Origin of the sequence: Haloarcula salina (assembly GCF_049603855.1) — an archaeon.
Lineage (GTDB): Archaea > Halobacteriota > Halobacteria > Halobacteriales > Haloarculaceae > Haloarcula > Haloarcula salina_A.
In genome coordinates this window covers 2,121,935-2,142,315 of the sequence record NZ_CP187146.1, presented here as the reverse complement: position 1 = coordinate 2,142,315, position 20,381 = coordinate 2,121,935, and the positions used below count along the sequence as shown (strand labels likewise).

Here is a 20,381-nt window from a genome sequence, read left to right as displayed (position 1 = left end):
GCGTTCGGCGAACCGCCGTGGGACGAATCGCGTCCCACGACTTTCACGCTCGACGCGGGGGTGTCTCGCGTGAAATACGACCAGGCCCGCTGGACCGACGACAGCGAGGACCGCTACGAGCCGCTGCTCTCGGAGAAGGCGAACGAGACCGTCGAGGTCGAAGATTCCGCGCTGCCCGAGGACCTGACGCGGGACTCGCTCACGCTCCCGGCCCCGGCTGAGCCGGAGCTGGCGCGTCACTACACCCGCCTCTCGCAGATGAACTACGGCGTCGAGAGCGGGCCGTTCCCGCTGGGGTCCTGTACGATGAAGTACAACCCCTCGTTCACGGAGGACGTGGCTGCCCGGCAGGACGCCGCGATTCACCCGGACCGCCCCGACGCGACGGTCCAGGGCACGCTCGCGCTGTGTCACCGCCTGCAGGACTACCTGGGCCGTATCGGCGGAATGGACGCCGTCACGCTCCAGCCACCGGCGGGCGCGGCCGGCGAGTTCACCGGCATCCAGATCGCGAAGGCCTACCACGAGGCCAACGGCGACGAGCGCCGCGAGGTCGTCATTCCGGAATCCGCCCACGGCACGAACTTCGCGACGGCGGCGATGGCCGGCTACGAGGTGGTCGAACTCCCGAGCGACGACGGTCGCGTCGACACCGAGGCGCTGGCGGCCGCGGTCGGCGACGACACCGCCGCGCTGATGCTCACGAACCCCAACACGCTCGGGCTGTTCGAGCGGGACATCGAGGAGATCGCGGACCTCGTTCACGACGCCGGGGGACTGCTGTACTACGACGGCGCGAACCTCAACGCCCTGCTCGGGCGCGCTCGCCCCGGCGACATGGGCTTCGACGTGATGCACTACAACGTCCACAAGACGTTCGCGACGCCCCACGGCGGCGGCGGCCCCGGGGCCGGTCCCGTCGGCGTCCGCGAGGGGCTGGCGAAGTTCCTGCCGACCCCGCACGTCAGGGAGCGCGACGGGAACTACGAGCACTACGAGCCCGAGGCGTCCATCGGCAAGGTCCACGGCTTCTACGGCAACTGGCCGGTGCTGGTCAAGGCGTTCGCCTACATCGCCCGACTCGGCGACGCCGGCCTGCGCGACGCCAGCGCCAAGGCCGTGCTGAACGCGAACTACCTCGCCGAGCAGATCGACTACGACGTGCCCTTCGGCCCGTTCCACCACGAGTTCGTCGCGAGCGCTGGCGAGCAGGACGCTGCCGACGCCGCAAAGCGGATGCTCGACTACGGCGTCCACCCGCCCACGACGAAGTGGCCTGAAATCGTCGACGAGGCGCTGATGACCGAACCGACGGAAGGCGAGACGAAGCGGTCGCTCGACCAGCTCGCGGCCGCGTTCGATGCGGTGGCCGCCGAGGACGACGAGACGCTCGCGGCGGCCCCGTCTCGGCCCGCAGCCAAGCGCATCGATCAGGTCAGCGCCGCCCGGACCCCCCGGCTCTCCTGGCAGGCACTCGACGACGCGTAGCCGGCCGGGTTCGACACCTACCACTGCGCCCGTGCGGATAGTTCGATATCCCGGGGACGGGCGACAGAGCCGGATGAAACGAGAGACGGGCTTCGATTGCGATACGAGAAATGCGAGAGCGGCGACGACAGCAGCACGGTCATCACGCTCGCACTGCCACGGACGGACGTCTAGACTTCGTCGCGGATGCGGTCGGCGAGGACCCCGTACTGCTCGGTTCCGGTTCCCTTCTGGACGACGGCCGTGACACCGTTCTCGGCGGCCACGTCAGCCACGTCCTCGCGCTCGCGGGCGGTAAACAGCAGGAACGGGATCGACGCTCCGCGCTCTCGAATGGCGTTACACAGTTCGACACCGTCCAGGCGCGGCATCTTGTAGTCGCTCACGACGGCGTCGAACTCCTCCTCGAAGACCCGTTCGAGCGCCGCCTCCGGATCCGTCTCGCTCGTGACCTCGAACCCGTCTTCCTGCCCGAGAAATGTGCCGACGATCTCCAGCACGTCCGCGTCTTCGTCCACCAGTAACACCTCGATGCTCATTACGACTACGTGCGAGATACCGCGGTAAAAACTCTCGGTCAGCGCATCGAAGACAGGTCGACGACGACCGACCGGTCGACGGTGAGCCACGTCGAGAGTCGGGCGAGCCCCGACAGCCCCTCCGGCGAGACGGTACACCGATCCGGCTCACCGGAGTACTCGACGACAGTCATCGACAGCGTCGGGGGCGCTTCCGGGTGGTCGGAGGCCGAATCTGCCGCGTTCGCCGCGTCCGGATCGAGGCTCATCGATGTACTCGGACCCTCAGCGGGCGCATGTAAAACAGCTGCTAAGTGGTCTCTATATCGGTACGGAGAGCTACGCCGTCTGACCGGTGTCGACTTCGCCGTCGATGCGGACGAACCCGTAGTCACACTCGGGGCAGTGCCACTTGACCTTCGTGCCCAGGTGCATCGACGTGCTGGCGACCTTCCAGAAGTCGCGGTACTCTTCGCATTCGGGGCAGTAGTGTTCGAGTTCCAGGCTCATGCCCTGACGTTTCGCTCGGGGGCAATTGAATTTCCCGGTTCCGCTCGCGCCGGCGAAGCAGGCAAACGGCTCCGGCCCGAAGCCGTCTTATGACCGCGCCAGCGTACGAACCCGACCGTCCGACGGCGTTCGCTCTGGACGCCGACGCGCCGCCGCCCGACAGCACCGAGACGGCGACGTTCGGCATGGGCTGTTTCTGGGGGCCGGACGCCCGATTCGGGGCGATGGACGGCGTCGCCCGAACCCGCGTCGGCTACGCCGGCGGGACCGAACCCGATCCCAGCTACTACTCGCTGGGCGACCACACCGAGGTCGCCCAGGTCGAGTACGACCCCGACAGGCTCGCGTACTCGGACCTATTGGACGTGTTCTGGGCGAACCACGCTCCCTTCTCGGCCCCGCACAAACGCCAGTACCGCGGCGTCGTCCTCGCACACGACGAGCGCCAGCGCGAGGCCGCCGAGGCGTCGCGCGACGCCCTCGAAACGCGGACGGGGAAGGCAGTCGAGACGGCCATCGAGTCGCTGGACCGCTTCTCCCTGGCCGAGGACTACCACCAGAAGTACGAGCTCCGGTCGACGCCGGTCGTCGCCGACGAACTCGAAGGCGTCTACGGCGACGCGTTCGTCGACTCGACGGTCGCCGCGCGGCTCAACGGCTTCGTGGCCGGCCACGGCGACCCCGACAAGCGCGACGCCGTCTTCGCCAAATTGGACCTCACACCGGCCGCCCTCTCCGAGGTCCGCCGTCGGCTCTGAACCGCGACGGACGGCGGGCCGACCCGCTCGTTCGGGTGTCAGTTCCGGCGCGTCACTGCCCGTAGCGCCGTTCCGGGGGCCGCGCCGAACGCGGCGACGATACCGCCACAGCAGAGCACGACGAGCCAGTAGGTACAGAGGCGATAGAGGAGCGTGACGCCCGCCGCGAGCGTCGGGTCGAGACCGCTCACGACGACCACCAGTCCGGTCATGACGAGTTCGACGCTCCCCAGCCCGCCCGGGACCGGGACGAGCGACGCGAAGCCGGCCATCGGAACGACGAAGAGCGCGACCGCGACGGGGACGGCGGTCCCGAGCGCCGCCGCGCTCGTCACCAGCGGGACGCTGAACGCGACCCAGCCGACGAGCGCCCACGCGAACCCGAGCAGGACCCGAGTCCGGTCGCTCGCCACCGCGCCGACCGTCACGTAGAATCGCTCGACCTCGGCGGTGAGCGCCTCCGGCCGGGACAGTCGCCGTACCCTCGGCGAGACTCGCCCGGCGGTCGCCTGGACGAGCGAGGCGACCGCAAGCAACGACCGCCCGACGACGCGACGGCGGTACCAGACGGTGACGGCGAGGACCAGCGTCCCGCCGGCCACGACCGCGAGGACGCTCCCGAGCGACCGGAGCCCCGGGGTCCACGGAAGCGTGACGACGACGAATCCGAACCCGATACCGGCGAGACAGAGCGAGGCGAGCAGCGACTGCAGTTCGGTGACCGACACCGGCGCGAGGTTCTCGACGTAGGGACGGTCCAGTTCCGTCCCGACGCCGTAGGCGACGACGGCCGTCCCGAGGGCGTGTCCCATCGGCAGGACCTGTTTCGTGACCATCCCCAGGGAGAACACGACGAAGTTCCGCCACGGCGACAGTGTCGCCCCGGACGCCGCCAGGAGGTGCCGCTGGGACTCGCTCCAGGCCACCGCTCCGACCGCCGTCACGACGACGCCGACGGCGAACACCGGGAGGTCAGTTCCGCGGAGGGCCGCCCCCAGCCGAGGCAGGTCGACCAGCCAGAGAAACCCCGCCAGGAGCGCACAGGTCAGCAGGGCCGAGGACACAAGTCGCCACCGTCGGAGGGCCATTCCCTTCGACAGGCGTCCGGGAGCGAGATAAGTCTGATTCACCCCGCGTTCCCGACCGCCGGGACCGAGAGCGGTCCGCCGCTCGAAGCCCCCTGAGCGGTTCGTTCCGGCGGTCTTCAGTGCGGTACGTCACACGCCCCAACGATTCGCCCACGCCTATAAGACGCTGGCAGTGTCACGTTCGCCCATGACCATCTACACCGGTCGCGGCGACCAGGGCCAGACCGACCTCCGAAACATGGAGCGGGTGTCGAAAGACAGTCGCCGCATCGAGGCCTACGGGACCGTCGACGAGGTGAACGCGCTGGTGGGCGTCGTCAGACCGACCGGACACGACGACATCGACGAGAAACTGCGCGAGATACAGAACCACCTCCACATCGTCCAGGCCGACTTCGCCAACCCGAACCCCGAGGAGGACGACCCACAGATCGACGAGTCACACGTCGACTCCCTGGAGTCGTTCATCGACGACGCCGACGCCGAACTGGACCCGCTGGAGTCGTTCATCCTCCCGTCGGGCTCCGAACCCGGCGCGAAACTTCACCACGCGCGGGCGGTCTGTCGCCGCGCCGAGCGCCGCTGCGTCTCCTTCGCCGCCGAGGAGGCCGGCGTCAACGAGGCGGCCATCGTCTACCTCAATCGGCTCTCCGACGCGCTGTTTACCCTCGCCCGCCTCGTCAACAAGCGCGAGGGCGTCCGCGAGGAGAACCCCGAGTACTGAGCCGGACCGCCGTCTCGCGGTCCGGCCCGACCAGCGGGTCTACTCCTCTCGCTCCCAGTACTCGTCCTTGAAGCCTGGCGTTCCGAGTTCGTGGAGGTCACGCGACACCTCGCCGACCTCGGTCTGGAGGTCCTCGTGGTAGGAGACCAGCCGGTCACGCAGGTCGTCGTGCTGGCGAGCGAGAATCTGAGCGGCGGAGAGCGCGGCGTTGAACGACTTTCCGGCGTCGACGGCGGTGATGGGCGCGCCCTGTGGCATCCCGATGACCGAGTCGACGGACTTCTCCTGGACGGGGACGCCGATGACCGGCAGCGGGTAGGCGATGCTCGCGGTCATGTTCGGCAGGTCGGCGGACTTGCCGCCCGCGCCCGCGATGATGACGTCGATGCCGCGGTCGGCGGCCGTCTCGGCGTAGGCGTACATCAGTTCCGGCGTCCGGTGGGCCGAGCAGACGAACGTCTCGAAGGTGAACCGGGCGTCCGGCGCGTCGGTGTAGTCGGTCTGCTCCTCGAAGCCGAGTTCGTCGGCGAGCGCGGCGTAGGCCCCCGGCCGCTTGCCCTTCCCGCCGGCCATCGTCGCCAGGTCCGAGTCCGATCCCATGACAATGCCCACGTCCGGCGTCAGGTCGTTCGGGCGGTCCATCTCGGCTTCCTCGCGCAACTGGTCGATGAGCGACTGGACGCTGTCGGGTGTCATACGAGGCCGTCAGACCGGCGGGGGCGTAAGTGTAGGCGATTTCCGTTCGTCAGTCCTCGCTCAGCACCGATTCGAGCGCGTCGTAACACGCGGTCGGGTCAGCGGGAAACAGCCTGAGCGGGCTCGTCTCACCCGAAACGCTGATTCTGAGTGCCCCTCGTTTGCGGTAGGTGAGCGCCGTACTGACGAGGCCGGCGACGACGAACAGTCCTGCCAGAAGGAGATTTCGCCCGACGGAGGCGAGACCGAACCCGACGAGACCGAGGCTCATCACCACGAGGAACCAGTCGATGTCCTGTAGCGTCACGTCCACGACGCCCGTCAGGGGGACGGTGACTGACTCGTCAGCGGGACGGTCGACCACCACGCGGTCGGTCGTGACAGTGATGCGGCCGCCGCGCCGGAGGTCGCCGTGGTACACCGCCTCGCTCTCGTCGGGCATCGCGTCTCAGTCGTCACCCGGAATCCGGGAGCGGTCGCCGCCCCGACCGCGCAGTCGGTCGACCGCCGAGACGAACTCGTCGTCGTCCTCGGTGAGTTCCGCCCACGCGCTCAGGCCGCGCTCCTCGCGGGTTCCGGGGATGGTGTTGTCGAGGACGAACGCGACGACGCCGCCGACGACCATGCCGGTGCCGCCGACGACGAACAGCGTCGTCGCGACCACGTCGGTCCCGAGCACCGCGCCGAGGACCGGCACGCCGGCGAGGCCCTGCTGGAGCGCCGTCGCGCCCGACGCGTCGAGGCCCTGTCCGACCTGACTCATGTACTCGGGGACGGCGAGGCCGGCGAAGAGGGCGAACCCGACGATGAAGATGTTCCGGTTCGCGTCGAGGTCGACGTACTTCAACTGCGAGAGGCCGACGGCCGCGATCTGCCCGAACATCACCATGTAGAGGCCGCCGATGATCGGCGCGGGGATGGTCGCGAACAGTTCGCCCATCGGGCCGAAGTAGCCGACGAGAATCATCACCGCGGCCCCGATCTGGACGACGTAGCGGGAGGCGACGCCGGTGATCGCGATGGCACCGACGTTCTCGGTGTAGGACGTACAGCCGTTTCCGGTGCCCATGACGCCGGCGAAGACGTTGCCGACGCCCTCCATCCCGATGCCGTGGTCGATGCGCTTCGCGCTCGGCGCGCCCTTGCCGGCGATGCGGGCGACGGAGTGGTAGTCGCCGAAGCTCTCGACGACGGAGGCGAGCATCCCGGCCAGCATCCCGACGACGAAGCCCGGCGTGAACTGCGGGAGGCCCCACTGGAAGGGGTAGATGGGCTGGAGGAGGGGCGCGCTCGTGACGCTCCCGAGGGCGACGTAGCTCACCGACCCCTCGGCGAAGACGCCGGTCACCGAGAGGACGGCGGCGACGCCCCACGCGACGGCGATGCCGAGGAGCACGGGGAACAGTTTGAACGCCCGGTGACGCCGGTCGAGGTACTGCGAGAAGACGACGATGGCGAGCATCGTCAGTCCGAGGAGCCACCAGTTCTGTCCGGTCCCGGGCGCGCCGAAGTTCGGGTTCGAGATCTGCGGGACGTTGAACAGCGCGAGGCCGATGAGCGCGATGACGGGCGCGATGACCACCGGCCCCATGTATCGCTTCAGTTTCCCCATCAGGCCGGAGTAGCCGATGAGCATCTCGACGACGCCGGCGACGATGACCGCGCCCTGCAACTCGACGAGCATCGTCTGCCAGTCCGCGCCCTGCTGGGCCAGCACGCCGACGATGGCGAGCCCCGGCGCGAGCATCGAGAACGTCCCGCCCTGCACGATGGGATAGCGGTTCCCGATGGTCGTCTGGGCCAGCGTCGCGATGCCCGAGACGACGAAGAACGTGCCGATGAGGCGACCGACCTGTCCCGGTGCCGCCTCGAACATCCCCATCGCGCCCGCGAGCCCGAGCGGAATCGCGACTGACGCGCCGATCATCGTCAGATAATGTTGGACGCCGAGCAGTATCGACTCGCCCTTCGGCGGTCTGTCGTCGATGCCGTACTCCACGAATCCGGCGGCCGACCCCTCGCCCGCGGCGTCCGGCCCTTCCGGTGTGAAGTCCTTCTCCACCTCCTCGAAATCGTCTGCGCTGTCAGAACCCATATGCCAACTACAGGGGACGTGGCCGTGCCCCCTCAAATCTCTTGCCAGTTGGATCGGTCGGTCCGTACGGGTTCGGACCGTCATACGGAAAGGAAAACGCTCTTAGCCCGGACCGACACATCTGCGTACATGAGCAACGGGGACGACGAGACCGACGAGGACGCCCCTGCCGAGGACGCCGGCGAGGACGTCAGTAGCGAGGCACTCGAATCGCGGCTCGACGAGGCCAGCGAGGCCCTGGAAGCCGCCGAGACGGAAGCGGACCTCGACGAGGTCGAAGCGACGCTCGACGACGTCGAGAGCGACCTCGAAGCGGCCGACCTGCCCGAACCGGACGAGGACGACGAGGACGCCGAAGACCCCCGCGAGGAACTGGAGTCACGGCTCTCGGACCTCCGCGACGACCTCGAATCCCAGCGCGGGCCCTACTCCGAGGACGTCGTCGACATCGTCACCGAAGCGCAGGACACTGTCACCGACAGCGAGTGGACCGAGGACGGCGAAGGCGAGGCCCAGGACGCCGTCGAGGACTTCCTCGATGCGTCCGCCGAGTACGTCGACCACGACGCCGACACCGGCGGGGACTTCGTCGCCGCCGCCGACGCGCTCGGGACGGTCGCCGACGCCATCGAGGCCGCGGACCTCGACCCCGACGAGGACGCGGAGACCATCGAGGGCCTCCTGGAAGCCGCCGAGGCGCTGGAGACGGGCCTCGAGGAGGCCGAGGTCTGGGACGACCTCACGGTCCAGGAGAAACTCGACTCGCGGGGCTTCTACGACGTGCTGAACAACGAGAACCGCAAGGACTACCCGCCGGAGTGGAACGCCGCGAAGCTCCACGCCGAGGAGGGAGATCTCGAAGAAGTCCTGTACGCCTACGAGAACATGGGTTCGGAGTTCTTCGAGGAGTACATGGTCGACCTGCTGTACAACCTCGGCAGCGACGCCGAGGCGGCCTTCGACGCCATGCACCAGCGCGCCCAGAAACGCGAGAAGGGGCCCATCTCGGTGCTCGGCAAGATCGGCGACGAGCGGGCGGCCGAGACGCTCCACGACTACATCGACGGCGACGGCGACCCGGCGCTCCAGAAGGTCACCCTGCGCGCGCTCGGAGCCATCGGGAGCGAGGAGTCCGTCCAGCCGGTCGCGAACCGCCTCGACGCAGAGAGTGACGAGATCCGATCCGCTGCGGCTCGCTCGCTCGGCCTGCTCGGCGACACCCGCGCTATCGAGCCGCTGGCCGACGTGCTCGAAGCCGACGACAGCGACTCCGTCCGGGCCTCCGCGGCGTGGGCGCTCCGGCAGATCGGCACCGAGGACGCCCTCGATGAGGCCGCCAAGTACGCCGACGACCGCGCCTACCTCGTCCAGGCCGAGGCCGAGAAGGCCTCCGGCGTCTGAACGCGCGAACCTTTTTGTACCGGCGGGCGGCCAGATGCCCCGATGCGACCGCCCGCCTCACTCGTCTGCTGTCTACTCGCACTCGTCGTGTTCTCCCCGGTCGTCGCGGCGGTGTCGGCGCCATCGCCGCAGGCGGTAGGGTCCGAGTCGATTGCCGCTCCCGTAGCGACTGCCGAGGCCGAATCGGCCGCCATAGCCGCGGTGTACCCTGATCCGATCGCCGGGGGCGACCGCGGCGAGTTCGTCATCCTCTCAGTTCCCGCAGGGACAGCGCTCGGGGAGTACAGCCTCTCGGACGGCGACGGCACGGTGTCGCTCCCGAACGCGACCGGCAGCGGCCGCGTCGTCGCCTCGACCGCGCCCGATCACACGCGACGGCTTACCGACAGCAGGGTCGTCGGCGTGGACGGCCATCTCGCGCTGGCCAACGGCGGCGAGCGGATTCGGCTGCTCCGAGGAGAGCGAACGGTCGACGCCGTTCGGTACTCGGCAGCGACCGAAGGCGAACTCGGCGTCGTAAACGGGTCGGTCGTCCGCTGGCGACCGCTCGGTGCGACCGACCGGCCCGTGGTCAGCGCGCCCGGCGGCGATGTCCGGGCGTTCGTGCTACCCGATGCGCCGGGCGCGGCGCTCGGCCCGATACGGGACGCTGACGAGCGCGTCCTGCTGGCGGGCTACACCCTCTCCTCCCCGAGGGTGGCGGACGCGCTCCTCGACGCGCAGCGACGCGGCGCGACGGTCCGCGTCCTGCTCGAAGGCGAGCCTGTCGGGGAGCGCACCGCCGCGGAGGCCCGGACACTCGACCGACTGACCGACGCGGGGGTCCAGGTCCGCCTCATTTCGGGACCGCGCGCCAGGTACAGCTACCACCACGCGAAGTACGCCGTCGCGGACGACCGTGCCGTCGTGATGACCGAGAACTGGAAGCCCGCGGGGACCGGCGGCAACAGCAGTCGGGGGTGGGGCGTCGTCACCGCACAGCCGCGAATCGTCGACGGCCTCGCGACGACCTTCCACGCGGACGCCGGGTGGCGTGACAGCGCGGCCTGGGAGCGGTATCGCCAGGGACGCCGGTTCGAGCGCGGCGAGCGAGCGACGGGCGCGTACCCGACCGAGTTTCGCGCCGAATCAGTGACCGTCCGCCGGACGGACCTGCTGGTCACGCCGGACAACGCGCAGGGCGAACTCGTCGCGATCTTGGACCGGGCGAACGACTCCGTCGACGTGATTCAGCCCACGGTCGGCGACTGGGACGGCCCGCTGCTTCGGGCGCTCCGGCGGGCCGCCTCGCGCGGCGTCGAGGTCCGCTTGCTCCTGAGCGACGCATGGTACGTCCGCGAGGAGAACCGCCGCACCGTCGAGCGGTTTCGCGACTGGGCCGACCGAACTGACGCGCCGCTGTCTGCGAAACTGGCCGATCCGGAGGGCCGCTACGAGAAGATTCACGCGAAGGGGGCCGTCGTCGACCGCGAGCGCGTCGTCGTCGGCAGCCTCAACTGGAACGAGCAGGCGGCGACGACGAACCGCGAGGTCCTCCTCGTCCTCCACGGGCCGGAGGCCGCCGCGTACTTCGGCGAGGTGTTCGACGCGGACTGGGCCGGCGGCGGTGGCGTCGGAGTCCCGGTCGGCCTCGCCACGGCCGTCGGCGGCGTCATCGTCGTCGCCGGACTCGCCGCTCGGCGAGTGCGGTTCGAACCGTGAGAACGGACGGCGGCCGGCCTACACTTCCTCGGGGAGCGCCGTCGAACTGCCGAGGTCCTCGTCGATTTCGGCCTCAGCCATCTTCTCGACGAGCGCGTCGATGACCGTCTCGCGCATGCCCTTCACGAACTTGATGGAGCCGACGACGAGGTGGCCGCCGCCGGAGACGCCGCCGCCGTCGACTTCCTCGGTGAGTTCGGTGACCATCCGCGGGATGTCGAGTCGGACGCCGTCGGAGCGCAGGACGGCGAAGTCGGGGCCGTAGCCGATGGTGATGACGGGGTCGCCCGTCTCCGCGACCTTCCGGTCGTGGATCTCGCCGGTGGTCTTGCCGGGCGCGGGGTAGGTAAAGCGGTGGGCGTGGTTCTCCACGTCGATGGTGTAGAGGTGCGCGCCGTTGTCGAGGCGCTCGTGGTCGACGTGGCTCATCGCGGCGTCGAGCTGGTCGTCCACGTCGCGCTCGGCGCGCTCGGCGAGGAAGTCGACGACTTCCTCGTGGCGCTCGCGATCGTCGCAGTCGACGTTCAGCACGTCGGTGATGAGCTGTTCGCCGGAGCTGTAGCGCAGCCAGTGGGTGGCGTAGTCGAGCGCCTCGCCGATGTCGCGCAGGTCGTTCTCGTCGTAGCCCTTCTCGCCCGCCAGGTCCACGTAGTCCCGCATCGCCTCTGCTTCGGAGCGGTCCGAGAGGCCGGCGACGGCGGGGACGTGCGTGAGGTCCTCGGTGAGGTCGGGGTCGATCATCCGGGCGAGCTCGACACAGAGCATGCCCGTCGTGATGCGGTAGTCCTCGTCGTGGAGGTAGGGGTTGACGTGCTGCTCGATGAGCGGCTCGACGGCCTCGGGGTCCGGGTGGTGGTGGTCGACGACGACGACGGGGATGTCGTAGTGCCGGAGGTTCCGGTAGGCCGGCGTGTCCTCTTCGGTCGAGCCGTTGTCGAGCATCAGCAGCATCGGGAGCTTCTGGCCGTGGCGGGTGCGGTCCTCCAGCGCGAAGTTGAGGTCCCGCGTCACGTCCTCCATCTCGTAGTAGGGGGCCTTGCTCGGCAGGCGTTTGAGGAGGTGCTGGGGCGCGCTGTCGTCCTCGTACTGCGAGGCGATGAACGACTCCAGTGCGACCTGCAGCGGGACGCTCGCACAGAGACCGTCGCCGTCCGCGTGGTGGCGCATCCGGATCGGGCGGCCCGACAGCACCGTCTTGCGGAGCTCGGTCGCGACCTCTCGGAGGTCGTCCCAGAGCTTCTCGAAGGCGGGCCACTCGACGAGCGGCTCCACGTCGGCCGGCTCGGCGGCGGCTTCGAGTGCCGCGTCGAGGTCGGCCTCCACGTCGGCGGCCGCGTCGCCGTCGAGGACTGTCAGCGAATCGGCCTCGACCTGGAGACCGTCGTCGCGCTCCTCGGCCCGGCCCGAGACGCGGACGATGTCGTCGATCTCCACGTCGGGATGAGCGCGGACGCCGGCTTCCTCGAAGGCGGCACAGGGGACGATACCGGTCTCGTCGCGGACCTGGAACACCGTCGGGCCGCCGGTCTGTTTGATCTGGACGACCTGGCCTTCGAGGACGACGGTCGAGCCGGTCGCGTCGTCGAGGTCGTCGACGGTCGTCGCGTCGCCGTGGACGACGCGCTGTTCCTCGTAGTCGTCGACGCGGACCTCTTCGAAGCTGAGGTCGCCGTCGGGGCGGATCTCGCCCAGTTCGACGATGAGGTCGTCGCCCACGTCGTAGGGGCCGATGAGGTTCGAGTCGTGGACGAGCCCGGAGACGGCGTCCGAGAGGTCGACGAACACGCCGTACTCGACGACGCCGTTGACGGTCGCGTGGTACAGTGCGCCCTCTTCGAGATCATCTACCGTACATTGAGCCGCGAGATCGTAGACGACGGTCCCGCCGTCGGGGACCGTGGCACCGTCATCGGTGCCAGTTGGCGAAGACATTTGCCGTTTCTTCGGTGCTCCCCGGTTTGTACTCTTCGGAATCGAGGGAGGTCCGAACACAACGCGTAAAAAGCGGCCGACCGGACTGTGGGTATGGGGTTGTTCCGAACGAGCGGGATACTCGGGATCGCTGAGTCGGCCCTCGAGTTCGCGCTCGCGGCCTCCGAGGAGTCCCATCCCAACGAGTACATGGGGTTCCTCCGGGGCGATGACGCCAGCAAGCTCGGGCTCGACGAGGACGGCACGGTCCTGACCGACGTGCTCGTGATTCCGGGCACGCAGTCGAACCCGGTGAGCGCGACCGTCAAGACGAGCATGGTGCCAAACGACATGCGAGCGGCCGGGTCGATTCACTCGCACCCGAACGGCGTCCTCCAGCCGAGCGACGCCGACCTCGCCACGTTCGGGCGCGGCGACGTCCACATCATCGTCGGCTATCCGTACGGCCGCGACGACTGGCAGGCCTTCGACAGCGACGGGAACGAGGTCGAGTTGCCGGTGCTCGACGTGGACCCGCCCGAGGAGGCGTTCTTCGACTTCGACCAGTCCGACATCGACGCCGAACTACGTGAGGAGGAGTTCGACCAGTGACCCGCGTCGTCGCGCAGGGCACGTTCGACATCCTCCACCCGGGCCACGTCCACTACCTGCGGGACGCTGCCGACATGGGCGACGAACTCCACGTCATCGTCGCCCGCTCGGTCAACGTCACGCACAAGGCCCCGCCCGTGGTCCCCGACGAGCAGCGCCGGGAGATGGTCGCCGCGCTCAAGCCGGTCGACGAGGCACACCTGGGCCACCCGGAGGACATCTTCGTGCCCATCGAGCGCATCGAACCGGACGTCATCGCGCTCGGCTACGACCAGCACCACGACGACGAGCAACTGGAGGCGGCGCTGGCCGCGCGCGGCCTCGACTGCGAGATTCGCCGCGCCAGCCCGCTGGAAGCCGAGGCGGCCGAGCGACTGCTGTCGACCGGACGGATCATCGACAAGGTACTCGAAGAACGAGACTGAATAGCTGCTTCCTCAGCCAGATGCGTCCGTCGTCGACGTGCCAGGATCCTCGACGGTGATGACTGCCTCCGAGACGGCGCGCTCGTCCGTGGTGTCCGAACCCGCTTCGACGGGGAGCGTGTACGTTCCGGGCACTGCCGCCGACGGGACGGCGACCGACAACTGACCGCTCACCGACTCGACGACCGGGTCCCAGACCAGTTGCGGCGGATACGACTCTCGGACGGCGGTCGGCTGTGGTTCGAACTCTTCGTAGGTGATCTGCCAGCTCTCGGGCACGTCGCCGAGCCGCCAGGTGAGGACGCCGACGAGCGACGCCTGCACGTCGACGGTTGCCGTCTCGCCCGGCGTGACCGTCGCATCCGAAGCCGTGACCGAGAGACTGCCGCCCGCACCGCCGCCGCCGTCCGGCGACCGACAGCCAGACAGCGACGCGGCTCCGGCAGCGAGCGCGAGGATCGCTCGACGAGTTGGCATACTGATGCTTTCTGCCGAGCGGTGAAAACAGTTCGTCAGACGGCCGGCTCAGAGCAGGTCTTCCGCGGCGAGGCGGTCGACGGCCTCTTGGAGGCGGTCCTTGCTGTTCGCGTAGGAGAAGCGGGCGTAGCCCGGCGTCCCGAACGCGCTTCCGGGGACGGTCGCGACCTGGGCCTCCGAGATGGCCTCGTCGCACCACTCGGTGTCGTCGCCGTCGGGGGCGACTTCCGGCATCATGTAGAACGCGCCCTGCGGTTCGGGGACGCGGACGCCCCGTTCCTCCAGCAGGTCGATGAGGAACTCGCGGCGCTCGGCGAAGGCCTGGCGCATCTCCTCGACGGCGTCGTCGGTGTTGGTGAGCGCCTCGACGCCGGCGTGCTGGACGAAGTTCACCGCACAGGAGACGGAGTGCGAGTGGACCTTGCCGGCCTGGGAGATCAGCTCCTCGGGCCCGGCGAAGTAGCCCAGCCGCCAGCCGGTCATCGCGTAGGCCTTCGAGAAGCCGTTGAGCGTAACCGTCCGGTCGGTCATGCCGTCGAGCGTGCCGAGCGAGATGGCCTCCGCGCCGTCGTAGGTGATCTCCTTGTAGATCTCGTCGGAGATCACAGTGATATCGTGCTCGACGGCGAGGTCGCGGACGCCCTCCATCGCCTCGCGGGAGTACACCGCGCCGTGGGGGTTGCCCGGCGAGTTGACGACGAGCAGTTCGGTGTCGTCGGAGACGGCCTCGGCGAGGTCGTCGAGCGCGCCCTCGAGCTGGAAGTCGTGGGCCGCCGTGTCGACGCGGGTCAGCGTGCCGCCGGCGAGCTTCGCCATCGCCTCGTAGGAGACCCACGCGGGGTCGAGCAGGGCGACCTCGTCGCCGTCGTCGATGACCGTCTGGAAGATCTCGTAGAGGGCCTGCTTGCCGCCCGGCGTGACGATGAGGTTGTCCGTACCGTACTGGGTGAGCCCGTCGTCGTGGAGCTTGTCCACGAGCGCGTCCTTGAGCTCGGGGATGCCGTTCGAGGGAGTGTAGCCGGTGTGGCCGTCGTCGAGTGCGGCCTTGGCGGCATCCTTGATGTTCTCCGGGGTGTCGAAGTCGGGCTCGCCGACGCTCAGGTCGACGACGTCCTTGCCCTCGGCTTCGAGCTCTGCGGCCTTGTTGCTGATCGCGAGCGTGGCGCTCGGTTCTACACGTTCGACGCGGGATGCGAAGTCCATAGTCATTGTTCGAGTTCCGTGGCGAGTTCGATGGCGCTCGTGACGGCCGACCCACCTTTGTCGGTCCGGGCCTCGGCCTCGTCCTGGCTCATGCCCGGGCCGATGATGCCCAGCGTGACGGGGGTGTCGCGGTCCAGAGACACGTCGGTCAGCCCCTGGGCGGCGGCGTGGCCGATGACGGCGTCGTGGTCGGTGTCACCGCTGATGATGGCTCCGAGAACGGCGACGGCGTCGACGTCCGACCGGCGAGCGAGGCGGTCGGCCGCGAGCGGCGTGTCGTACGAGCCCGGGACAGAGACTGTGTCCACGATGTTCGCGTCGCGGGCCGCGGCCGCTTCGCGTGCCCCGCGTTCCATTTCGCCGATGACCTCCCCGTGTTTGTCGTACTGGGCGACGACCAGCCCGAGCTGCACCATACGTGACTCGCAGGCAGGGGTCAATAAAGTACTACCGTTCCGTCCTCGGAGCGAGCGCGGCCCGCGGTCGACCGGCACCGCTTCAGTCCGAACACTTCTGTAAACCAGAAGGATTCTAATGCCCCCTGTGCTTCCCACAGACATGGCTGCGCCGTCTTCGCTCTCTGCCCTCCGCCGTCTCCGAGACCGGACCCGGTCCTGGGTCGACGAGGATCCCCACGCCGCGACGAAGCTCGTCGTCGGCGTGACGCTGCTTGGTCTCCTGCTCAGACTCGTCGCGCTCGGCCACCGCGTCGCACACTTCGACGAGGGTCGGGTCGCCTACTGGGCGCTCAATCTCCGCGACTCCGGGTCGTTCGCCTACCGGTACATCATCCACGGCCCGTTCATCCAGCACGTCGACTCGTGGCTGTTCGCCGTCGTCCCGCCCACCGACTTCTGGATGCGGTTCCCGGTCGCGGTCGTCGGCGGGCTCCTGCCCCTGACGGCCCTGCTGTTCCGCGAGCACCTCCGGGACGAGGAGACGGTGCTGGCCGCCGTCTTCCTGGCGATCAACCCCGTCATGCTGTACTTCTCGCGGTTCATGCGCAGCGACGTGCTGGTCGCGGCGTTCATGTTCACGGCGTTCGGCTTTCTCGTCCGGTTCCACGACACCCGGAAGCCGCGATACCTCTACGCCGTGGCGACGTTCGTGGCCTTCGGCTTCGCGGCGAAGGAAAACGCCATCGTCTACGTCCTGACTTGGCTCGGCGCGACCGGTCTGTTGCTGGCGAAGGTGTTCGTTCTCCCCAACGGCTACCGCGACGCGCTCGGGTTCCTCCGCACCGTCCCGAGTGCCGACGCGGTCTGGAACCGCATCACGGGTCGCGTTCGCGGCGACGTCGACATGCTCAAGGGCGTCGTCGGGTCGTTCCGCGACCGCCACGACAGCGCCGGGGCGGTCCTCGCGGCCTACGCCGGCCACGTCGCGCTCGCGGTGGTGCTGTTCGGATTCGTCTCGCTGTTCTTCTACGCGCCCCGCGGCGCTGGCGTCGCCGGCATCGAGTACCCGCCGACGCCGGCGTCACAGGGCGACGTGAACTTCTGGTCGGGCGTGACGAACCCGACGCTGTTCCCCGAACTCGTCCAGGTGACGTGGGAGCGCGTCGTCGACCAGTTCAGCGAGTGGTTCTCGCCGGCTTCCGAGAAGGCGACGACGACGGAGACCGGCCTCATCGAGTCGCTCGAAGGCTTCTACGAGAGCGTCGACGGCCACTACGAGGTGCTGCTGAAGGCCCTCGCGTTCACGTCGATGCCGCTGGTCGCCTTCTCCGTCTTCGGGTACGCCCTCGACCGCCTCGGGGCGGTCGAGCCGCGCCACCTCGTCCCCTTCGTCGCCTACGGCGGGTTCGTCTCCATCCTCGGTTACCCCATCGGGACGGACATCGGCGCGCCGTGGCTGGCCGTCCACGTCGTCGTCCCGCTGTCGATTCCCGCCGCCGTGGGGGTGGCCGCCGTCTTCCGGTGGGGCAGCGAGGCGCTGTCGGCCGACGACGTGACCGGCGTCGCCATCGCGGCCGTCATCCTGCTGCTCGTCTCCGCGCTCGTCGTCAACACCGCCGCGACGCGGGTGTACTCGAACGAGCACCTCGAGGGCAACTCCCTCGTGCAGTTCGCCCAGCCACAGGAGTCGCTGCGCGAGGACCTCCACACGATGGACCGCATCGCGACCGCCCACGACGGCGGGGCCGACCTGGTCGTGTACTACGGCGAGTCTGGTGACGCCTACGACGGCGACGACGCCTACGTCAAAGAGAACCGCGACAACTGGAACGAGTCGTGGTGGACCACCAGACCGACATGCATGAACTGGTACAACTCCCTGCCCCTGCCGTGGTACTTCGCGGCCGACGAGGTGAGCGTCGCCTGCGAGAACAGCGAGTCCGCGCTCCGCGAGCGCGCCCAGGGGCAGACGCCGCCGATGATAATCACTCAGCCCGTCGACGGGACGGTCCCCGCGGACCGGCTCCGCGCCGCCGGCTACGAGCCGCGGACGCACCTGATGCGCACGAAGTACGACTCCAACGAGATCACGGTCTGGGTCCACGAGTCGTACGCCCGAGAAACGAACGCTTAACCCCGACGCTGTGAAAGCGCGCGGTATGACGCTCACTTCGCCCGGCCCCACCGTGGGGGTCGTCGGGGGCGGCCAGCTCGGACGGATGCTCGGCGAAGCGGCTGCGCCGCTTGGCCTCGAACTGCTCGTCGCCGACCCGACGCCGGACTGCCCGGCCGCGCCGGTCGTCCGCGACCAGCTCGTCGGCGGCTTCGAGGACGAGGAGACGTTCCGCGAGCTCGCGGAGCGCTCGGACTACCTCACCTTCGAGATCGAACTCGCCGGCCCGGACGTGCTCGAACGCGTCGCCGAGGAGACGGGCACGCCGGTCCACCCGGCCCCCGAGACGCTGCGGACGATTCAGGACAAGCTCGTCCAGAAGCGCCGCCTCGCAGACGCCGGCGTCCCGGTCCCCGAGTTCCGCGCCGTCGACACGGCAGAGGACCTTCGCGAGGCCTGCGCGGACCTGGGCTACCCGGCGATGCTCAAGGCCCGCACCGGCGGGTACGACGGCCGCGGGAACGTCCCCGTCGAAGGCCCAGACGACGTCGAAGACGCCATCGACGACATCGCCGGCCCGGCGATGGTCGAGGAGATGGTCGACTTCGAGCGCGAACTCGCCGTCATGGGCTGTCGCGGCGACGGCGAGCGCGACGCCTTCCCGGTCACGGAGACGATACACGAAGCCGAGATCCTCCGGGAGTCGGTCGCCCCCGCCCGCGCGTCGGCCGCCACGCGCGAGCACGCGAGAGACGTCGCCCACGACGTGCTCGACGCGATGGACGGCCGCGGCGTCTTCGGCATCGAACTGTTCGAGACGGCCGACGGCGAGATCCTGCTCAACGAGATCGCCCCGCGGCCGCACAACTCCGGGCACTGGACCATCGAGGGCTGTCACACCTCCCAGTTCGAACAGCACCTGCGCGCTGTCGCCGGCCTCCCGCTCGGGACGACCGACCAGCGGTTCCCGACCGTCTCGACGAACATCCTCGGCGACGTGCCCGAGCGCCAGTCCGCGGCACTCAGCGGCGAGGAGTGCGTCCTGGAGACCGCGCGCGCGCACCTCCACTGGTACGGCAAGCGCGAGGTGTACGACCTCCGGAAGATGGGCCACGTGACGCTCACCGGCGACGATCCGGACGCCCTGCTCGCGGACGCGCGGGACCTCCGGGACGGGCTGACCTTCGAGTGAGGCGTGTCGGGGCGGCCGTCGAGAACCGAGCGGCCTTTGCCCGTCCGGTTCCGAATTCGACCATGGAGCGACGGGACTTCCTCCGCGCCGTCGGACCGGCCGCCGGCATCGGGCTGGCCGGCTGTATCGGGAACGGGACCGCGGGCGGCGACTACGACGTGGGGATGTCGGCCAAGGCGTTTCGCCCCCCCAGCATCGAGGTCCGACCGGGGACGACCGTCCGGTGGCGCAACACCAGCAAGCAGGGCCACACAGTCACCGCCTACGAGGGGCAACTCCCCGACGGTGCAGAGTTCTTCGCCAGCGGCGACTTCGACAGCGAGCAGGCGGCCCGCGACGCGTGGGGGAACGCCACCTCGGGCACGCTGTTCGAGGGCCAGGAATACACCCACACGTTCGAGGTGCTGGGCACGCACCCCTACTTCTGTATCCCCCACGAGCGCGGCGGCATGGTCGGAACCGTCGTCGTGACGGAGGACGCGGCGACGCCGACCGAGAGCGAGTAATCGGCGCTGCGGTCGCGCGGTCAGTGCTCCGCCGGCGGGTCGGGAATTGTGACGCTCGCGGTGTCCTCATTGTCGTCACTGACGCTGACGGTGAGGACCGGCATCGGCGCGACGCGGACGACCTTCTCGGTGACGCTCCCGAGCAGATAGCGGTCGTAGCCCGTCCGACCGTGGGTTCCCATGACGACGAGACCGACGTCGTTCTCGGTCGCGTAGGCGACGATGCCAGCGGGCGGGTTCCCCCACCGGACCTCCCTCGTCGCGTCGAGGCCGGCGTCGAGCGCGCGCTGGGCGACCGCCTTCGTCGCGTCCTCCCCGTCGGCCGTCAGCGTCTCCTCGACGCGCTGTTTCACGTCGTCCGGGACCGATCCGTACGCCCGGTCGTCGACGACGTGGAGCGCGTGTACCTCGGCCCCGAACTGGACGGCCAGCGCGACGCCGTGCTCGGCGACGGCGTCCATGTCGGCGCTCCCGTCCGTCGGAATCAACACTGACTCGTACATGTTATTTGCTAACTGTTCCCACAGTATAAACCCACGTTCGGCGTGCGACCCGACGGCCGGGG

The 20,381-nt window shown here is 69.1% G+C and carries 22 protein-coding genes; 10 read left to right on the top strand and 12 right to left on the bottom strand.

Annotated features, from left to right (window positions below; all coding sequences use genetic code 11):
- Positions 1–69: 69 nt before the first annotated feature.
- On the top strand, positions 70–1,488 hold the full coding sequence (gcvPB, locus tag ACOZ4I_RS10945) for an aminomethyl-transferring glycine dehydrogenase subunit GcvPB (protein ID WP_423999434.1): 1,419 nt from the start codon (positions 70–72) through the stop codon (positions 1,486–1,488).
- A gap of 170 nt (positions 1,489–1,658) precedes the next feature.
- Here gcvPB and ACOZ4I_RS10940 read toward each other — a convergent pair whose 3' ends face one another.
- From ACOZ4I_RS10940 to ACOZ4I_RS10930, 3 genes are all read right to left on the bottom strand, one after another.
- Complete coding sequence (locus tag ACOZ4I_RS10940) at positions 1,659–2,027, bottom strand: response regulator (protein WP_423999432.1); 369 nt, start codon at positions 2,025–2,027, stop codon at positions 1,659–1,661.
- Between the two features lie 38 nt (positions 2,028–2,065).
- The gene (locus ACOZ4I_RS10935) at positions 2,066–2,275 is read right to left on the bottom strand and encodes a DUF7511 domain-containing protein (RefSeq protein ID WP_423999430.1); all 210 of its coding nucleotides are present in this window, start codon (positions 2,273–2,275) and stop codon (positions 2,066–2,068) included.
- Positions 2,276–2,345: 70 nt separating this feature from the next.
- Positions 2,346–2,516: a hypothetical protein gene (locus tag ACOZ4I_RS10930; RefSeq protein ID WP_423999428.1), complete on the bottom strand. Its 171-nt coding sequence runs from the start codon at positions 2,514–2,516 to the stop codon at positions 2,346–2,348.
- An 89-nt stretch (positions 2,517–2,605) separates the two neighbouring features.
- Here ACOZ4I_RS10930 and msrA point away from each other — a divergent pair, with 89 nt between their 5' ends.
- Entirely contained in the window at positions 2,606–3,274 is a 669-nt protein-coding gene (gene msrA, locus ACOZ4I_RS10925; protein WP_423999426.1) for a peptide-methionine (S)-S-oxide reductase MsrA, read from the top strand.
- Between the two features lie 38 nt (positions 3,275–3,312).
- Here the strand turns inward: msrA and ACOZ4I_RS10920 are convergent, their stop codons facing one another.
- Positions 3,313–4,362, bottom strand: coding sequence for a lysylphosphatidylglycerol synthase transmembrane domain-containing protein (locus ACOZ4I_RS10920; RefSeq protein ID WP_423999424.1), 1,050 nt, complete (start codon positions 4,360–4,362; stop codon positions 3,313–3,315).
- A 187-nt stretch (positions 4,363–4,549) separates the two neighbouring features.
- On the opposite strand from ACOZ4I_RS10920, the gene ACOZ4I_RS10915 reads away from it, so the two are divergent.
- The gene (locus ACOZ4I_RS10915; RefSeq protein WP_423999422.1) at positions 4,550–5,086 is read left to right on the top strand and encodes a cob(I)yrinic acid a,c-diamide adenosyltransferase; all 537 of its coding nucleotides are present in this window, start codon (positions 4,550–4,552) and stop codon (positions 5,084–5,086) included.
- A gap of 39 nt (positions 5,087–5,125) precedes the next feature.
- Here the strand turns inward: ACOZ4I_RS10915 and ACOZ4I_RS10910 are convergent, their stop codons facing one another.
- Genes ACOZ4I_RS10910 through ACOZ4I_RS10900 form a run of 3 tightly spaced genes read right to left on the bottom strand, consistent with a single transcriptional unit; the run spans position 5,126 to position 7,877 of the window.
- Positions 5,126–5,782: an AIR carboxylase family protein gene (locus ACOZ4I_RS10910; RefSeq protein ID WP_423999420.1), complete on the bottom strand. Its 657-nt coding sequence runs from the start codon at positions 5,780–5,782 to the stop codon at positions 5,126–5,128.
- A gap of 49 nt (positions 5,783–5,831) precedes the next feature.
- Entirely contained in the window at positions 5,832–6,224 is a 393-nt protein-coding gene (locus tag ACOZ4I_RS10905; protein ID WP_423999418.1) for a hypothetical protein, read from the bottom strand.
- Positions 6,225–6,230: 6 nt separating this feature from the next.
- Positions 6,231–7,877, bottom strand: a complete 1,647-nt coding sequence (locus ACOZ4I_RS10900; RefSeq protein WP_423999416.1) for a uracil-xanthine permease family protein — start codon at positions 7,875–7,877, stop codon at positions 6,231–6,233.
- 129 nt (positions 7,878–8,006) lie between these two features.
- Here ACOZ4I_RS10900 and ACOZ4I_RS10895 point away from each other — a divergent pair, with 129 nt between their 5' ends.
- Together ACOZ4I_RS10895 and ACOZ4I_RS10890 are read left to right on the top strand one after the other, a co-directional pair.
- The gene (locus ACOZ4I_RS10895) at positions 8,007–9,278 is read left to right on the top strand and encodes a HEAT repeat domain-containing protein (RefSeq protein WP_423999414.1); all 1,272 of its coding nucleotides are present in this window, start codon (positions 8,007–8,009) and stop codon (positions 9,276–9,278) included.
- 42 nt (positions 9,279–9,320) lie between these two features.
- A complete protein-coding gene (locus tag ACOZ4I_RS10890; protein ID WP_423999412.1) occupies positions 9,321–10,979 on the top strand; it encodes a phospholipase D-like domain-containing protein in 1,659 nt (552 codons plus the stop codon).
- A gap of 18 nt (positions 10,980–10,997) precedes the next feature.
- On the opposite strand, the gene ACOZ4I_RS10885 is transcribed toward ACOZ4I_RS10890, so the two are convergent.
- Positions 10,998–12,911, bottom strand: a complete 1,914-nt coding sequence (locus ACOZ4I_RS10885; protein ID WP_423999410.1) for a DHH family phosphoesterase — start codon at positions 12,909–12,911, stop codon at positions 10,998–11,000.
- A 93-nt stretch (positions 12,912–13,004) separates the two neighbouring features.
- Here ACOZ4I_RS10885 and ACOZ4I_RS10880 point away from each other — a divergent pair, with 93 nt between their 5' ends.
- Positions 13,005–13,502, top strand: coding sequence for a Mov34/MPN/PAD-1 family protein (locus ACOZ4I_RS10880; RefSeq protein WP_423999408.1), 498 nt, complete (start codon positions 13,005–13,007; stop codon positions 13,500–13,502).
- Positions 13,499–13,927 carry an adenylyltransferase/cytidyltransferase family protein gene (locus ACOZ4I_RS10875; RefSeq protein WP_423999406.1) on the top strand — a complete coding sequence of 143 codons (429 nt, stop codon included), beginning with the start codon at positions 13,499–13,501 and terminating at the stop codon, positions 13,925–13,927. The genes ACOZ4I_RS10880 and ACOZ4I_RS10875 overlap by 4 nt, the downstream gene beginning before the upstream one ends.
- A gap of 12 nt (positions 13,928–13,939) precedes the next feature.
- Here the strand turns inward: ACOZ4I_RS10875 and ACOZ4I_RS10870 are convergent, their stop codons facing one another.
- From ACOZ4I_RS10870 to ribH, 3 genes are read right to left on the bottom strand one after another with little or no spacing between them, the layout of a single operon-like run.
- Entirely contained in the window at positions 13,940–14,404 is a 465-nt protein-coding gene (locus ACOZ4I_RS10870; protein ID WP_423999404.1) for a hypothetical protein, read from the bottom strand.
- Positions 14,405–14,452: 48 nt separating this feature from the next.
- Positions 14,453–15,613, bottom strand: a complete 1,161-nt coding sequence (locus ACOZ4I_RS10865) for a pyridoxal phosphate-dependent aminotransferase (RefSeq protein ID WP_423999402.1) — start codon at positions 15,611–15,613, stop codon at positions 14,453–14,455.
- A complete protein-coding gene (gene ribH / locus ACOZ4I_RS10860) occupies positions 15,610–16,023 on the bottom strand; it encodes a 6,7-dimethyl-8-ribityllumazine synthase (protein WP_423999400.1) in 414 nt (137 codons plus the stop codon). Before ribH ends, ACOZ4I_RS10865 begins: the two co-directional genes overlap by 4 nt.
- Before the next feature lie 142 nt (positions 16,024–16,165).
- Between ribH and ACOZ4I_RS10855 the strand changes: the two genes are divergently transcribed.
- The 3 genes from ACOZ4I_RS10855 (at position 16,166) to ACOZ4I_RS10845 (ending at position 19,816) form a co-directional block, all read left to right on the top strand.
- Positions 16,166–18,139 carry a flippase activity-associated protein Agl23 gene (locus ACOZ4I_RS10855; RefSeq protein WP_423999398.1) on the top strand — a complete coding sequence of 658 codons (1,974 nt, stop codon included), beginning with the start codon at positions 16,166–16,168 and terminating at the stop codon, positions 18,137–18,139.
- Positions 18,140–18,164: 25 nt separating this feature from the next.
- Positions 18,165–19,310, top strand: a complete 1,146-nt coding sequence (locus ACOZ4I_RS10850) for a 5-(carboxyamino)imidazole ribonucleotide synthase (RefSeq protein WP_423999396.1) — start codon at positions 18,165–18,167, stop codon at positions 19,308–19,310.
- A 62-nt stretch (positions 19,311–19,372) separates the two neighbouring features.
- Positions 19,373–19,816, top strand: a complete 444-nt coding sequence (locus ACOZ4I_RS10845) for a plastocyanin/azurin family copper-binding protein (protein ID WP_423999394.1) — start codon at positions 19,373–19,375, stop codon at positions 19,814–19,816.
- Positions 19,817–19,836: 20 nt separating this feature from the next.
- On the opposite strand, the gene ACOZ4I_RS10840 is transcribed toward ACOZ4I_RS10845, so the two are convergent.
- Positions 19,837–20,319 (bottom strand): universal stress protein, encoded by a 483-nt coding sequence (locus ACOZ4I_RS10840; protein ID WP_423999392.1) that lies wholly within the window; start codon positions 20,317–20,319, stop codon positions 19,837–19,839.
- Between the last annotated feature and the right edge of the window lie 62 nt (positions 20,320–20,381).

Excerpts from the sequence above, each read along its gene's own strand:
- ACOZ4I_RS10920 (WP_423999424.1), bottom strand. The coding sequence starts at position 4,362 with ATGGCCCTCCGACGGTGGCGACTTGTGTCCTCGGCCCTGCTGACCTGT.
- ACOZ4I_RS10895 (WP_423999414.1), top strand. The coding sequence starts at position 8,007 with ATGAGCAACGGGGACGACGAGACCGACGAGGACGCCCCTGCCGAGGAC.
- ACOZ4I_RS10885 (WP_423999410.1), bottom strand. The coding sequence starts at position 12,911 with ATGTCTTCGCCAACTGGCACCGATGACGGTGCCACGGTCCCCGACGGC.
- ACOZ4I_RS10900 (WP_423999416.1), bottom strand. The coding sequence starts at position 7,877 with ATGGGTTCTGACAGCGCAGACGATTTCGAGGAGGTGGAGAAGGACTTC.
- ACOZ4I_RS10935 (WP_423999430.1), bottom strand. The coding sequence starts at position 2,275 with ATGAGCCTCGATCCGGACGCGGCGAACGCGGCAGATTCGGCCTCCGAC.
- msrA (WP_423999426.1), top strand. The coding sequence starts at position 2,606 with ATGACCGCGCCAGCGTACGAACCCGACCGTCCGACGGCGTTCGCTCTG.
- ACOZ4I_RS10940 (WP_423999432.1), bottom strand. The coding sequence starts at position 2,027 with ATGAGCATCGAGGTGTTACTGGTGGACGAAGACGCGGACGTGCTGGAG.
- ACOZ4I_RS10855 (WP_423999398.1), top strand. The coding sequence starts at position 16,166 with ATGGCTGCGCCGTCTTCGCTCTCTGCCCTCCGCCGTCTCCGAGACCGG.
- ACOZ4I_RS10865 (WP_423999402.1), bottom strand. The coding sequence starts at position 15,613 with ATGACTATGGACTTCGCATCCCGCGTCGAACGTGTAGAACCGAGCGCC.
- ACOZ4I_RS10845 (WP_423999394.1), top strand. The coding sequence starts at position 19,373 with ATGGAGCGACGGGACTTCCTCCGCGCCGTCGGACCGGCCGCCGGCATC.
- ribH (WP_423999400.1), bottom strand. The coding sequence starts at position 16,023 with ATGGTGCAGCTCGGGCTGGTCGTCGCCCAGTACGACAAACACGGGGAG.
- ACOZ4I_RS10840 (WP_423999392.1), bottom strand. The coding sequence starts at position 20,319 with ATGTACGAGTCAGTGTTGATTCCGACGGACGGGAGCGCCGACATGGAC.
- ACOZ4I_RS10880 (WP_423999408.1), top strand. The coding sequence starts at position 13,005 with ATGGGGTTGTTCCGAACGAGCGGGATACTCGGGATCGCTGAGTCGGCC.
- ACOZ4I_RS10870 (WP_423999404.1), bottom strand. The coding sequence starts at position 14,404 with ATGCCAACTCGTCGAGCGATCCTCGCGCTCGCTGCCGGAGCCGCGTCG.
- ACOZ4I_RS10905 (WP_423999418.1), bottom strand. The coding sequence starts at position 6,224 with ATGCCCGACGAGAGCGAGGCGGTGTACCACGGCGACCTCCGGCGCGGC.
- ACOZ4I_RS10930 (WP_423999428.1), bottom strand. The coding sequence starts at position 2,516 with ATGAGCCTGGAACTCGAACACTACTGCCCCGAATGCGAAGAGTACCGC.
- ACOZ4I_RS10910 (WP_423999420.1), bottom strand. The coding sequence starts at position 5,782 with ATGACACCCGACAGCGTCCAGTCGCTCATCGACCAGTTGCGCGAGGAA.
- ACOZ4I_RS10915 (WP_423999422.1), top strand. The coding sequence starts at position 4,550 with ATGACCATCTACACCGGTCGCGGCGACCAGGGCCAGACCGACCTCCGA.
- ACOZ4I_RS10890 (WP_423999412.1), top strand. The coding sequence starts at position 9,321 with ATGCGACCGCCCGCCTCACTCGTCTGCTGTCTACTCGCACTCGTCGTG.
- ACOZ4I_RS10850 (WP_423999396.1), top strand. The coding sequence starts at position 18,165 with ATGACGCTCACTTCGCCCGGCCCCACCGTGGGGGTCGTCGGGGGCGGC.